At 66.7% G+C, this 12460-nt stretch carries 12 protein-coding genes and 1 riboswitch; of the genes, 7 read left to right on the top strand and 5 right to left on the bottom strand.

The features are described 5' to 3' along the window. The first annotated feature begins 164 nt into the window (after positions 1 to 164). Both E1742_RS07385 and E1742_RS07380 read left to right on the top strand, forming a co-directional pair. Positions 165 to 1391 carry a PAS domain-containing protein gene (locus tag E1742_RS07385; RefSeq protein ID WP_166793442.1) on the top strand — a complete coding sequence of 409 codons (1227 nt, stop codon included), beginning with the start codon at positions 165 to 167 and terminating at the stop codon, positions 1389 to 1391. Next, on the top strand, positions 1364 to 2230 hold the full coding sequence (locus E1742_RS07380; protein WP_134384256.1) for a GAF domain-containing sensor histidine kinase: 867 nt from the start codon (positions 1364 to 1366) through the stop codon (positions 2228 to 2230). Before E1742_RS07385 ends, E1742_RS07380 begins: the two co-directional genes overlap by 28 nt. A gap of 406 nt (positions 2231 to 2636) precedes the next feature. On the opposite strand, the gene E1742_RS07375 is transcribed toward E1742_RS07380, so the two are convergent. The 3 genes from E1742_RS07375 to E1742_RS07365 form a co-directional block, all read right to left on the bottom strand. Further along, on the bottom strand, positions 2637 to 4703 hold the full coding sequence (locus tag E1742_RS07375) for a LamG-like jellyroll fold domain-containing protein (RefSeq protein ID WP_229466617.1): 2067 nt from the start codon (positions 4701 to 4703) through the stop codon (positions 2637 to 2639). Between the two features lie 73 nt (positions 4704 to 4776). After that, a complete protein-coding gene (locus tag E1742_RS07370) occupies positions 4777 to 4959 on the bottom strand; it encodes a hypothetical protein (protein ID WP_134384252.1) in 183 nt (60 codons plus the stop codon). A 113-nt stretch (positions 4960 to 5072) separates the two neighbouring features. Beyond that, positions 5073 to 5513: a DUF1810 domain-containing protein gene (locus tag E1742_RS07365; RefSeq protein ID WP_134384250.1), complete on the bottom strand. Its 441-nt coding sequence runs from the start codon at positions 5511 to 5513 to the stop codon at positions 5073 to 5075. Between the two features lie 167 nt (positions 5514 to 5680). Between E1742_RS07365 and pnuC the strand changes: the two genes are divergently transcribed. Both pnuC and E1742_RS07355 read left to right on the top strand, forming a co-directional pair. Beyond that, entirely contained in the window at positions 5681 to 6304 is a 624-nt protein-coding gene (gene pnuC / locus E1742_RS07360) for a nicotinamide riboside transporter PnuC (protein ID WP_134384248.1), read from the top strand. Beyond that, complete coding sequence (locus tag E1742_RS07355) at positions 6301 to 6819, top strand: AAA family ATPase (protein WP_134384246.1); 519 nt, start codon at positions 6301 to 6303, stop codon at positions 6817 to 6819. Before pnuC ends, E1742_RS07355 begins: the two co-directional genes overlap by 4 nt. A 36-nt stretch (positions 6820 to 6855) precedes the next feature. Here the strand turns inward: E1742_RS07355 and E1742_RS07350 are convergent, their stop codons facing one another. Beyond that, positions 6856 to 8946 (bottom strand): TonB-dependent siderophore receptor, encoded by a 2091-nt coding sequence (locus tag E1742_RS07350; RefSeq protein WP_134384245.1) that lies wholly within the window; start codon positions 8944 to 8946, stop codon positions 6856 to 6858. A 54-nt stretch (positions 8947 to 9000) separates the two neighbouring features. Continuing rightward, a riboswitch (TPP riboswitch) is annotated at positions 9001 to 9099 on the bottom strand. Between the two features lie 137 nt (positions 9100 to 9236). Between E1742_RS07350 and E1742_RS07345 the strand changes: the two genes are divergently transcribed. The 3 genes from E1742_RS07345 (at position 9237) to E1742_RS07335 (ending at position 10574) form a co-directional block, all read left to right on the top strand. Next, a complete protein-coding gene (locus tag E1742_RS07345) occupies positions 9237 to 9548 on the top strand; it encodes a ferritin family protein (protein WP_134384243.1) in 312 nt (103 codons plus the stop codon). 137 nt (positions 9549 to 9685) lie between these two features. Then, positions 9686 to 10147, top strand: coding sequence for an Imm26 family immunity protein (locus E1742_RS07340; protein ID WP_134384241.1), 462 nt, complete (start codon positions 9686 to 9688; stop codon positions 10145 to 10147). Positions 10148 to 10160: 13 nt separating this feature from the next. Beyond that, on the top strand, positions 10161 to 10574 hold the full coding sequence (locus tag E1742_RS07335; protein ID WP_134384239.1) for a GFA family protein: 414 nt from the start codon (positions 10161 to 10163) through the stop codon (positions 10572 to 10574). Between the two features lie 12 nt (positions 10575 to 10586). Here E1742_RS07335 and E1742_RS07330 read toward each other — a convergent pair whose 3' ends face one another. Then, positions 10587 to 12365 (bottom strand): serine hydrolase domain-containing protein, encoded by a 1779-nt coding sequence (locus E1742_RS07330; RefSeq protein ID WP_166793441.1) that lies wholly within the window; start codon positions 12363 to 12365, stop codon positions 10587 to 10589. Positions 12366 to 12460: the final 95 nt, after the last annotated feature.

Genomic DNA, 12460 nt, shown 5'->3' with positions numbered 1-12460 from the left:
CGGGACAGGAAACCGCCATCCGCAAGGACGGCGGTTTTCTTGTTTACGGGGCAGTTCCTGCTGCCGCCGTAGCGATGACCCGCACATGTCGCAGCGCCAGACACCCATCCGTTTATATTATGTGCGATCATCACTGGTTCAGATTATTTTCCAGTGCCGCTTTGATGCCCGATCCCGTCTCGACGTCCTCCCACCCCGCACAGCGCGCCACCCCCGAAGTTCGTTTCGGCGCGCTGTTCGAGCAGGCGCCAGTCAGCATTCAGATCCTGGCGCCGGACGGGCGCACCCTGCGCGTCAATCAGGCGTGGGAAAACCTGTGGCACATTCGCGCCGGGTCTGGGCTGATGGCACACGTGTTCAGCGACGCGTACAACGTGCTGACGGACCCGCAATTGCTGGCGGGCGGGATCACGCCCTATCTCGAACGTGCCTTCGCGGGCGAGTCCGTCACCATTCCGGCCGTGCGTTACGACGTCGCGGCGCTGGGCGGCGAGGGACCGGCACGCTGGGTCACGGCGCGCGCCCATCCGATCAAGGATGGCGACGGTAATATCCTGGAAGTGATGCTGATGCATGAGGACATTACGGAACGCGTGGCCGCCGAGACGGCATTGCGGGTGCGCGAGGAACGCTTCCGCTCCCTCGTGATGGCCACGTCGCAGATCGTCTGGACCAACACGCCCGATGGGCGCGTGCTCGAGGATTCGCCATCCTGGCGCGCATTTACCGGACAGTCCTACGAGGAGTGGCGCGAGTTCGGCTGGCTCGACGCGGTCCATCCGGACGACCGCGAGCCGACAGCTGTGCTGTGGAAGGCCTGCGTGGCAACGCGTACGGTCTTTGAAACCCGCTACCGCCTGCGTCGCGTGGACGGTGTGTACCGCTGGATGGCCGTCAAGGGGCTGCCCATCGCCGACGCGCACGGCGCCATTCGCGAGTGGATCGGTGCCAACACGGATATTCACGAAACGGTTGTGGCGCAGTCCGAGCTGGCGCAGCGTCTGGATCGCGAGCGGCGCAATTCTGCCCTGCTGGCGCGGGTCGCGCAGGCGTCGCGCATCCTCCACACGGCACTGTCTGGCGAACAGATCGCGAAGGTACTGGTAGTAGAGGTGCGCGAGATCCTGGAAGTTCATCAGGCCGTGGTCTCGCTGACGAAGGACGAGGGCTGGCTGCAGGCGATCAATGCGGTCTCGCTGTCGGACAAGTACGAGCATTATCGCGGTTTCAATGTCGACACCGACGGCAGCGGCATCTACGCCGAGGTTTGCCGCACCAACCAGGCCATGCGGCTGACGCAGGAAGAGCTGATTGCGCATCCGGCCTGGAAGGGCTTCGGCAGCGCCGCGCACCGGCACCCCCCATGCGCGGCTGGCTGGCGGTGCCGCTGATCGACCGCAATGGCAACAACATCGGTCTGATTCAGGCGTCGGACAAGCTGGCCGGCGAGTTCACGGCGGAGGACGAAGCGATCCTCGTTCAGCTGGCGTCGATCGCCGCCAACGGCTTCGAGAACGCCCGCCTGTACACGTCGCTGCAGGAGCAGGACCGGCGCAAGGACGAATTCCTGGCGATGCTGGCGCACGAGCTGCGCAATCCGCTGGCGCCGATTTCGTCGGCGGCCGATATGCTCAAGGTGGGCGGCGCCGACGTCGAGCGCGTGCGCCGCGCCAGCGACGTGATCGGCCGGCAGGTCCGCCATATGACATCACTGGTGGATGACCTGCTCGACGTGGCGCGCGTCACGCGCGGGCTGATCCAGCTGGAGACCGCGGTCGTCGACGTGATGGACATCGTGGCCGGCGCCGTGGAACAGTCGCGGCCCATGATCGAAGCACGCGACCATGCGTTCGCCGTGCACGGCACGGCCGCGGGGGCACGCGTCGTTGGCGACTCGCACCGGCTGGTGCAGGTTCTCGTCAATCTGCTGAACAACGCTGCCAAGTACACGCCGCGCGGCGGCGCCATCGCGCTGACGTTGTCGCGTGGCTCGTCCACGGTGACGATCGACGTGCGCGACAACGGCATCGGTCTCGACGCGGGACTGCTGCCGCACGTGTTCGACTTGTTCACGCAGGCCGAGCGCTCGCCGGACCGGGCCCAGGGCGGACTGGGGATCGGGCTGGCACTGGTCAAGCATATCGTCACGATGCACGGCGGCGAGGTGGCCGTGCGCAGCGACGGGCCGGGCGCGGGGTCGGTGTTTACCGTGACGCTCAACACCGTTTGAAGGGGCCGTCGCCCTTGCAGTCTGAGGCGGGTCGTCCAGTGCCGCGGCGGGTCAGCGTCGCAGTTGTACCGCACCGCTTCGACATTGCCGGCCGTGCCGGTGCCGGCGGCAATCGTCAGGCACCTGCCGGTCCTGACGTTGACCGGCATGACGTCGCCTGCGATGGATCCGGCTCGGGCGGTCGCGGCAACGCCGCCATCGGGGCGACGGCGCAGACTCGTTCAGGAGGCCGGCAGCGCAAAGGTGCGCTGCCGGTCCGGAACATGCTTCTTCATGGCGTTCTCCATGTGCGCCGCGCGGTCCGTGGCGACGGGATCGACGCTGCACTATGGAGATACTGCGCCAGGCGGACAGATTGTTGTGTCACAGGTCGTCCTGACCTGTATCGACCATGCAACTGGACCGCTCAGGAAGCGCGCGCCGTCAGCCACTGTGCCGGCGCCAGCGGCTTCGCAACGATGCGGATCTCGCCGATGGCGCCCAGAAAGCCGCTCTCCGGCGCGCCGCCGTCCCAGTAGCCCGCACCGATCGTCCACGGCAGGTTCAGCGAAGCCAGGCCGACGGCGTCGATGGCATTGCGCAGCACCGGCGCGCCCTCGACGTACATGGTCGTCTCCCGCGTGGCCGGATCGTTGACGATGGCCACGTGCAGCCACGTGTCGAGCAGGATTTCGCCGGACCAGTTGGTGCGCGCCGACGGCGGCGCGGGCAGCTGCGGCACCACCTCCCACTGCAGTTCGCGCAGGTTCGAAATGGCGAACTGCAGTGGCGGCGATTCCGGCAGCCCGTCGTCCCAGTCCTTCAGGTTGCCGCGCCGGCCGGCCCGCGTCATGACGTTCATCCAGGCGTTGCTGGCTGCCGTCCAGGATTTATCGAGCTTGACGAAGGCTTCCACCGTGTAGCCAGTGTTGAACGTTTCACGGTTCATCGCCGCCGATGCATCGGTCAGGAAATAGCTGAGCCGCTTGCCCGCCGCGTTGCGAAAGGCGATGCTGCCGGGTGCGGACGACAGGCGGTGGCGGTCGGCAGTCCACTGCAGGTCCGCCAGCTGCGCCGTGTTGCCAGCTGGCGCGTTCAGCGCCGCGCGGGTCAGCGCGTTGCCATTGCCGGTCACGTCGGCGATGACGGCGCGGTCCGGGACAGCCGTCCCGGCGGCGCCGCCCGTGAAGCGCCAGTGGGCCACCGTGTTCGACACCTTCGGATAGTCCTCGGCATTGGCGGCAGGGCGCGATGCGACCGCCGGGGTACCCGTGAAGCCGGCCATGATCTGCGCTGTTACGGCCGCGCTGACCGACGTGCCCGTCGCGGCACCGGCCTTGAACCCGGGCGCGAAGCGGGCGAACCGCCTGGCGAAATCCATCTTGACGGTGAACTCGTTGTTCGCGTCCTTCAGCATGATCTGGTCGAACTCGTTGAGCGTGTCTTTCGGCTTCTGCTTCACCCACGGCGAGAACGACAGCGCCCGGATCTCGTTGCTGGTGAGGTCGAATTCGTAGAAGCGCAGCAGGCCGTTGCCGCCCTGGTAGGCCATCTGGTAGTCCACCACCATCTCTTCCACGGCATTGCCGAAGTCGTTCGTCTTCGTCAGCCGCGCGGCGCCGTGGTGGTGGCCGTTCACCGTCATAAAGATCTGGTCCTGGTCGCGGATCAGCTTTTCCCACAGCATCAGGCCGTAGTCCACTTCGAGCGGCTGCACGCCGTCGTTGGCGATGGCGATCAGCTGGTGATTGACGAGAATCGCGGGCAAGGTCGGATTGGCGCGCAGGACTTCGCGCGCCCACGCGATACCGGCGTCCGACGCGCGCCAGGACAGCGACAGCACGAGGAAGCGCTGGCCCTCGGCCTGGAACACGTGATATTCATGGAAGCCGCTGGGATCGCGGCCGCCGAACGTGGCCTGCTTGCGCGCCCGTTCGGTGCCGAACCATTTGAGGTAAGGTTCGGCCGCCAGGTCGCGCGTGGCGTCCGTGCCGCCCACGCGGTCGGTTTCGTAGCCGACGTCGGTCAGCACGTCGTGATTGCCCGCCAGGACGGAGTAGGGCACGGCCTTGTCTTCCAGGATCTTCATCGCCTTGTCGGCCACTTCCCATTGCTGCGGCTTCCTTACCTGGTCGACGATGTCGCCCACGTGGATGACGAAGGGGATCCTGAACGCCGCCGCATTATCGGCGATCCACTGCGTTTGCGCCGCGTAGGGCGTGCTGCCGTACCGCTTGGCGAACTGGTTGCCCGTCTCCGCGGTGGCATAGCGCGAATAGAACTGGGTATCGGGCAGCACGACCAGGCCGAAGCTGGAAATCGTGGCGGGTGCGGGAGAAGGTGGAGCGGGAGGTATGGCTGGCGGGGCAGGGCTGGGGGCGACCGGGTCGGCATCGTTGTCGCTGCCGCAGGCGGCCAGCAAGCCGGTGGAGGCCAGCGCGCCGGCCAGGACCACCTGGCGGCGACGCGCCTTGAAATCATCGGGGTGAGACATGCGAAACTCCATCTGATGGCGAGTCTCACACCTTAGCGATCGATTGTGACGGCAGAGTGAAGCGGTGCGCGGCTCAGTCCTTGCGCTTGTCCCGGCCTTTTTCCCATTCCGTCCGCTCGGTTTCCATCTTGTCCTTGCAGGCCTTGCGGTCGTTCCAGTCCGGCATGCGGTCGCATGCCTGCGGATCGTGGGCCGCATAATAATGGCCGCAGCCGGCCAGGCCGAGCGTTACAACGACAGCAAACAACGTCTTCATGGTCCGGTTCTCCGTGGTGGCATCGCTGTCATTGTAGCGCAGGGCAGCCGGATTACTGCCCAGCCTTCGTCCCGCTTTTGCGCAAGAACGGCAGCAGGTGCCTGCCCCGGTGTTCAGCCGCGCATCAGCGCAGCCTCGGCCCGCAACAACTCCAGGGTCGACTCATCCGGCTTGCCGCCGAAGAAGGTGTTGAGCGCCGTGCGGAACAGGGCATTGTCGTGCGTGGCGCGGTAGAACAGCGTCATCGACGAGCGGAATTTCAGTGCGTCGACGCTGCCCAGGATCGCCTCGATGCGCTGGCCCGCATGGCCGTTGACCAGCTCCGTGCATTCGCACAGGCGGTTGCCCAGCACGTCGTCGGCCAGGTAGGCGCGCGCTTCGGCCAGCGATTCGATGCCGTACAGGCGGCTCGTGTCGGAGCGGCCCAGCCCGCGCAGCTGCGGGAAGATGAACCACATCCAGTGTCTGGTCTTGTGACCGTCGCACAGCTCGCGCAGCACCTGGCCGTAGACAGGTGCCTGGGCGGTGATAAAACGGTCCAGGTCGAAGGACATCGCGCTCTCCTGCGGCAGGGGACAATAAGGGGCGACAGTGTAGCCGAGCCGCGCCGCGCGTGGCGCCCGGTAGAACGATGCAAGTCGGATGCAACCGGGCTGCGACCCGCCGACCGGCTGCGGGCGCGGAGGCCATGGCATAATCCCGCGTCCTCCTAAGCGCTGCCATGAACGAATCACTGACCCTTTTCGGCCTTGCCACCACCCCGCTCGAGCTGCTGTCCTTTGCCCTGTCCGTCATGACGGTGTGGCTCAACATCCGCCAGAACCACTGGGCGTGGCTGTTTGCCATCTTGTCCTCGGCCATGTACGGCGTCGTCTTTTTCAATTCGAAGCTGTATGGCGACATGGGACTGCAGGTTGTGTTCATCTCCGTGTCCGTGTGGGGCTGGTACCAGTGGCTGCATGGCGATGACACGCACGAGCGTCTTCCCGTCACGGAACTGACGTGGCGCGGCAGGGGCTGGGCCGCGGCCGCGTGGCTGGCCGCCTTTGGCGCGCTGGCGTGGGGACTGCACGCGCTGACCGATACCGACGTGCCCTTTGCGGACGGCTTCCTGACGGCCGGCAGCCTGGTGGGCCAGGTGCTGCTGTCGCGCAAGCGGCTGGAGAACTGGCACGTCTGGATCATCGTGGACGTGCTGTACGTGGCGCTGTACATCCACAAGGGCCTCATGCTGACGGCGGTGCTGTACGGGATGTTCGTGTTCATGGCGGCCGTGGGCCTGCGGGCGTGGCGCCGCTCGATGGAGCAGGATGCCGCCGCCAGCGCGGCGATGGTGCTCAAATGAGGCCGGATGTCATCCGCGTGGCCATCGTGGGCAGCGCATCGTCCGGCAAGACGACGCTGGCGCAGGCGCTGGCGCAGCGCTACGGGTCGGTCTGGGTGCCTGAATACCTGCGCGAGTTCGTCGAAACCCGCGGATGCGTACCCGCCGAGGAAGACCAGCTGCACATCGCCCGGACGCAGGCGGCCCGCGAGGATCTCGCGGCGGGGCAGGCCGGGCGCTATCTGTTTTGTGATACGACGCCGCTGATGACCGCCGTCTACAGCCGCCATTATTTCGGCCGCGTTGATCCGGGGCTGGCGCTGCTGGCGGACAGCCGCCGGTATGATGTGACGCTGGTCTGCGCACCGGACATCCCGTGGCAGCCGGACGGACTCCAGCGCGAGCCGGAAGACCAGAGCGCGGCCGTCAATGCCATCCTGGCGGAGGCACTGGCGGCGCGCGCGATCCCGCACGTGCGCATCCACGGACCGCTGGCGCAGCGGCTGCGCCAGGTGGAGGCGGTGCTGGGGCTTTAGAAGCCCCGCTGTGCAAGGTTACGAAAGGCCGAACCGTCAGAAGTCCAGCTGTGCCGAGACGCGGTACGTCCGCTCGGCGCCGGGGAACAGGTAGCCGCCCAGGTCCGGCGTGACGTCGCGCCAGTAGAAGCGGTTCAGCGCATTGCGCACCTGCGCGCGCAGTACCAGCGGCATGCCGCCCACCTTCGTCGCATACGACGCGCCCAGGTTGACGACGTGGTACTTCGGCACCATCACCGCGTTGTCCGCATCGAACGCCTTCCTGCCGACGAACTGCCAGTCGCCGTTGACCTTCAGGCCCGCCACTTGCGGCAGCGCGTATTCGGCGAACACGGTGGAGCGCAATGCCGGCACGTTCGTCACGCGCTTGCCGTCATAGCTCTGGCCCGTGCCCTGCTGCTCCGTGTGCAGCGCGGCCAGCGAGGCGCCGACGGTCAGGTCGCGAGTGGCCTTGCCCTGCGCGCTCATTTCCAGCCCCCGGTGGCGTGCTTCGCCGTTGCGCACGTAATAGCCGGACGCGGGGTCCAGGTACTCAAGGCCCTTCTCGATCTGGAACAGCGCAGCGGCCAGGCTGATGCCTCGCACCTGCGCCTTGATGCCCAGCTCCACCTGTTTCGACTTGCCCGGGTCCAGCGCCAGGTCGTGGTTCCGTGCCTTGATTGGCGCGATGCCGCCATGCTCAAGGCCCTGCGCATACGACACGTAGCCCGACACGTTGTCCAGCGGGCTGTAAACCAGCGCCACGTTGGGCAGCCAGAAGCCGGCATTCGTCGGCAGCGCGGCATCGACCTGCGAGCGGCGCACCTTCGTGTAGCGCGCGCCAGCATGCAGCTTCACGGTGTCGCTCAAGCCGACGATGTCCTGCACGAAGGCGGAGCTTTCGCGGTCGACACGGCGCTCCGAAACGGGACCGCTGCTACCGCCGGCCGCCGGCAGCACGACCGGGTGCCAGATATTGCTGGTGCCGACCGGGTCATACAGATAATCGCCCCAGCTTTCCTTGTTCTGGAAGTACGACAGCCCAAGCGTCAGCTCGTGGCGCAGCGCGCCCGTGGCAAAGCGGCCCTGCAGCAGCGCCTGCGCGGCCAGCGGCTTCTTTTTCTCCCCCAGGCTGCGGTAGTCGTACACGTCGTAGTCGCCGTTGGTACAGAAGCCGGCGACGTCGCCGCAATACAGCGGGAACGCGGTGTAGTCGTCGCGCTTGAAGTCATGCCGGTTGGCGCTGACGATGGCCTGCCAGTCCGGGTTGAAGCGGTACTGGAAGCGGATGCCGATATTGCTGGTCTCCGTCTCGACCGGGTAGCTCCACGGCTGGTTGTTGAGCATCGTGTCGGCCGCCACGTGCGGCAGCGCCACACCGCCGATCAGCTGGAAGCCGGGCGCGGAGACCTGCGATTTCTTCTGGTAGTCGGCGTCGATCTGCAGCAGCGCGTCGGGCGTGATCTGCCAGTCGAAGGCGCCGGAGATGAAGTTGCGGTGGCCGTCGGCGCCTTCGATATACGAACGCAGGCGCTCGCCTGCCACGTTGACGCGGTAGCCGAAGCGGCGGTCGGCAAGGCGGCCGCCCAGGTCGACGGTGCCCAGCACGGTGCCCCGTTCGCTCACTTCGAACAGCACCGAGCGCAGCGTCTCGTTGGTCGGGCGCTTGGTGACGTAATTGACGATGCCGCCGGGCGCCGCAACGCCGGCCTGCAGTCCCGCCAGGCCCTTCAGCACTTCGATGCTTTCCTTGTTTTCCAGCGGGATCTGGGTGTCGCCGGAAATGGCCAGGCCGTCCTTGCGGTAGCTGCGCGCGTTGTCCAGCTTGAAGCCGCGGATGGAGAACTGCTCGGCATAGCCGACGGCGTTGTAAGCGTCGCCGATGCTGGCGTCGTAGCGGCTGGCGTCGGTGGTGGAGCGGATGTTCAGCGTGCGCATCTGCTCGCTCGTGATGACACCGACGGAGGCGGGTGTCTGCAGCAGCGGCGCGTCGGAAAAGCCGGCGACCGATGCGTGCTCGGTACCCGTGCGCGCGCCCGTGATGACGACTGCGGCGACGGGGCCGTCGGCCTGGGCCATTGCAACGGTCGGAAACGCCTGCGCAATCGCGAGCGCGGCGGCGGAAAAAGCGATATTGGTCTTGTACATTGTGTGCTCTTCGGGTTGGTCGGGCCAACGACGGAGCACTCAAAGAGGAGGGATGAACACGACTTTGCGCTTTCCTTCGCTGGCATTATCCAGATCAGGTACGAAGGGTATGTCTCACCCGGAAAATTCTTTCCAGGACCCCTAGCGAGCGCGAAGCTTAACACAATCGGGTACCAACTTCGTGCCGCAAATTCGTGCGCCATGCATACGGTCGTACCGTTACACTTGAGGAAAGTGTGCGGAGGGCCGACAATGCGCGTATCTGAAGGGATGAACGATCGGAGAACGCAATGACGCAGGAACACACCGTCGAACCGCGCGACAGTCTGAATGCCCAGGTGCTGGACATGCACCGCGGCCTGACCGCGCTGATCGAGAAGCTGGGCGAGCTGGACACGTTGAACCAGCGTGCCGAGGCCAGCACCGATCCCGAGCTGCGCCTGGTGCTGGGCAGCCAGCGCGACACGGCGCGCAAGCACGTGGCGATGCTGCTGGAATGGGCGCGCCGGCGCGACGCGAAGCTGGACAAGGAGCTCCGCGGCGCGCTGTTCAAGGCAGGCCCGATTGCCGCGCATTACCGTTACGATGAGGGCCTAGAGTAACGTCAATGAATTGTCGGCAAGGCCGACAGGCTGCGAAGGTAGTAAACCAAGTGCGAACACACGAATAACGCACGTTGAGAGGCGGTCGAGCGCCGGTGTCACGCGCCGCTGGTCGGCCCCTCACCAAAAAGGGATATATGAAGTTACAGCCTTATCATGAAGGAAGCTGGTTTGCCGTACCGCTGATCGACGGCGGTTTCGCGGCGGGCCTCGTTGCCCGCATGTCGCCGCAAGGCAAGATCATGCTCGCTTACCTGTTCGGGCCGAAGCGCCCGACGATGCCGACGCTGGCCGAAGTCCGGCAACTGAAAGCAACGGACGCGCTGAAGGCCATCCGTACCGGCGATATGGCGCTGGCCAACGGACGCTGGCCCGTGCTGGGCGATGCCGAGCGCTTCGACCGCAACGACTGGCCCGTGCCGGTCTTTATCCGCCGCTCCGACACGCTCAAGCGGGCGTGGCAGGCCACCTATGCGGACGATCCGGCCAAGCCGGAACGCGAGGTGTCTGTCCCGTACGAAACGGAAGGGCTGGAAAGCGATTCGCTGTATGGCTACGGCTCCACCGAGCTGCTGCTGACCAAGTTGCTGGAACACTGAACGGGGAGGGCGCATGGTCCAGGGCGGATGTTTCTGCGGGAGCGTGCGCTATACCGTGACTGGCACGCCTTTCAACAGCACGCTGTGCCATTGCACGATGTGCCGCCGCGCGACCGGGGCCCCGGCCGTCGCCTGGTTCTCCGTGCGCAGCTCGGAGTTCCGCTTCGTTGCCGGACGACCGGCCAGCTTTGGCTCCAGTCCCGGCATCACGCGCCGGTTCTGCGGCGATTGCGGCACGCAGCTGACCTTTGAAGACGAACGCTGGCCCGATGAACTCGACATCACCACGGCCAGCCTGAACGATCCGGAGGCCATTCCGCCCGGCGATCATACTTTCATGCAGAGTCATCTGCGCTGGCTGGCGCTGGCCGACGGCTTGCCGCGCTATTCGCGCACGCGCAAAGAAGGGACGCTGCAGCAACCTTAGCCTCTGCGCGTGCTAGACCCACAGCCGCAACGGCAGCAGGCCCCAGGCGGCCAGCAGTGCGCTGACTTGCAGCACGGCAATCATCGCCGCCACTTCCGCCCGGGTGCTGCCTCCCGTCCGCCATGCCATGGCCAGCCCGGCCAGCACGGTGACCGGCAGGGCTGCCGTGACCGGCGCCAGCAGGATCGTTGCCGCCGTCATGTCGCCCAGTTGCAGCAACGACTGGCGCAGCAACAGTGGCAGCGGCAGCAGCAGGGCCAGCACGCCGGCGCACGGCGCCAGGAGCGGCGTGGCGAACGACAGTTGGCGGCGCCACGCGCGCCCGGCCGTTGCGGCAAGCACGTAGAGAAGTCCGGTCAACCCGGCGACCACGCTGCACCACAGGGCCAGCCAGTACGGCAATGACACCTGCTCCCAGCTTTGCGTTCCCGTGCCGAGCACCCTGCGGCCCCCGGTCGAGCGCAGCAACACGTGCGATGGCAGCAGCTTGCCGGGCGCCTGCCACAGCGCGCCGCCGGCATGGCGCAGTTCGAGCGTGGCGGCCTGCGGCGAACGCAGGCGCAGCAACGGGCCGCTGCCGGACACGTGCACTGCGTCGAGCAGCGTATCGAGCAAACGCAGGCTGTGGAACCGGTTCGGCGCTGGAACATAGATGCCTGCCCACGCGCCCGGCGCCGGACTGCCGCCCATGGCGGTGCAACTCGGCGCAGGGGCTGCCGCCGCCAGCTCGCGCAGCAAAAGCTCGTCCAGCCGCTGGTAGTCGGCCGTCTCGCTGTCCATGTTCACCGCAACGAAGACTGCCTGCCGAGTGGCCGGGAGCAGGCACAGGTTGGCGCGAAAGCCGATGCCGTTGCCGGCATGGCACAGCGCCACGACACCGTGGCGATCGATCCGGCGCAGGCCCAGGCCATAACCCACAGCCAGCCCGGCGTGCCTGGCCTCCGTCGTCGTCGGCTCGCCCATCCGGCGCAGCAGCGCGGCATCGATGAATGGCCGGCCGTCGATGCGGCCGTCGCTCATCAGGAACTGTGCGAAGCGCCCCATGTCGGCTGCCGTCGTCGTGAACTGGCCGGCCGGGCGCACAAAGGACGGCACGGCGGGATGCGGCGCGCCGCGCTCGAAATGCCCCATCGCGAGCCGGGCATCCCGGGCCTGCGTGACGAAGGCGAACGTGCTGTCATGCATGCCGAGCGGTGCGAGCAGTGCCGTATCCAGGTAGCGCTCGTAGCGCTGCCGCGTGACCGTTTCGATGACCATGCCGAGCAGCGTATAGCCGAGGTTTGAATACGAAAAGCGCATGCCGGGTTTGCTGCGCACGCGCAGCAGGCCGTGGCCAGCGGGGAAGGCGGCGGCCAGCGGCACGTCCGGGCCGGCTTGCAGCGTGAAGACGTGCCAGAAGCGCACATCGTCCAGCCCCGCCGTGTGGTCGATCAGGTGGCGCACGCGTACCGGGTCGCGGTCCGCCCACGGATTGTCGAATGCCATGCCGGGCAGCAAGGCGGCGACCGGCGTGTCCAGCGTCAGCCGCCGCTCGCTGACCAGGCGCAGGATGCCCGTCGCCAGCACCGTCTTGGCCACAGAACCGACGTGCACGCGCTGGTCGGTTCGCATCCGCGCACCACGCCGCACGGCGCTCAGGCCGGCGGCGCCGACCCCGCCGGGCGTGCTCCAGACGGCACCGGCAAGGCCCTGTGCCTGCAGCAGCGCGGCGATGTGCGGTGCCGGATCGGCGCCTGCCAGCGACGGCGCCGCCGCCAGCAGCAAACAAAGGAATCGGATCAGGTATTTCAAGATGGGTCCCGCGCTGGTGAAGAATGCGCCAGCATGACGCACACGGGGTGAAATCGCGGTGAAATCCCGGCGCGCGTTGGCGGCAGGGCCCGTAA

Source organism: Pseudoduganella plicata, from assembly GCF_004421005.1.
In the GTDB taxonomy this organism is placed as follows: domain Bacteria; phylum Pseudomonadota; class Gammaproteobacteria; order Burkholderiales; family Burkholderiaceae_D; genus Rugamonas; species Rugamonas plicata.
The sequence above is the reverse complement of the archived record's forward strand: the minus strand, read 5'-3'. Positions and strand labels throughout refer to the sequence as shown.

Excerpts from the sequence above, each read along its gene's own strand:
- E1742_RS07370 (WP_134384252.1), bottom strand. The coding sequence starts at position 4,959 with ATGAAGACGTTGTTTGCTGTCGTTGTAACGCTCGGCCTGGCCGGCTGC.
- E1742_RS07340 (WP_134384241.1), top strand. The coding sequence starts at position 9,686 with ATGAAGTTACAGCCTTATCATGAAGGAAGCTGGTTTGCCGTACCGCTG.
- E1742_RS07355 (WP_134384246.1), top strand. The coding sequence starts at position 6,301 with ATGAGGCCGGATGTCATCCGCGTGGCCATCGTGGGCAGCGCATCGTCC.
- E1742_RS07375 (WP_229466617.1), bottom strand. The coding sequence starts at position 4,703 with ATGTCTCACCCCGATGATTTCAAGGCGCGTCGCCGCCAGGTGGTCCTG.
- E1742_RS07380 (WP_134384256.1), top strand. The coding sequence starts at position 1,364 with ATGCGCGGCTGGCTGGCGGTGCCGCTGATCGACCGCAATGGCAACAAC.
- E1742_RS07385 (WP_166793442.1), top strand. The coding sequence starts at position 165 with ATGCCCGATCCCGTCTCGACGTCCTCCCACCCCGCACAGCGCGCCACC.
- E1742_RS07365 (WP_134384250.1), bottom strand. The coding sequence starts at position 5,513 with ATGTCCTTCGACCTGGACCGTTTTATCACCGCCCAGGCACCTGTCTAC.
- pnuC (WP_134384248.1), top strand. The coding sequence starts at position 5,681 with ATGAACGAATCACTGACCCTTTTCGGCCTTGCCACCACCCCGCTCGAG.
- E1742_RS07335 (WP_134384239.1), top strand. The coding sequence starts at position 10,161 with ATGGTCCAGGGCGGATGTTTCTGCGGGAGCGTGCGCTATACCGTGACT.
- E1742_RS07350 (WP_134384245.1), bottom strand. The coding sequence starts at position 8,946 with ATGTACAAGACCAATATCGCTTTTTCCGCCGCCGCGCTCGCGATTGCG.
- E1742_RS07345 (WP_134384243.1), top strand. The coding sequence starts at position 9,237 with ATGACGCAGGAACACACCGTCGAACCGCGCGACAGTCTGAATGCCCAG.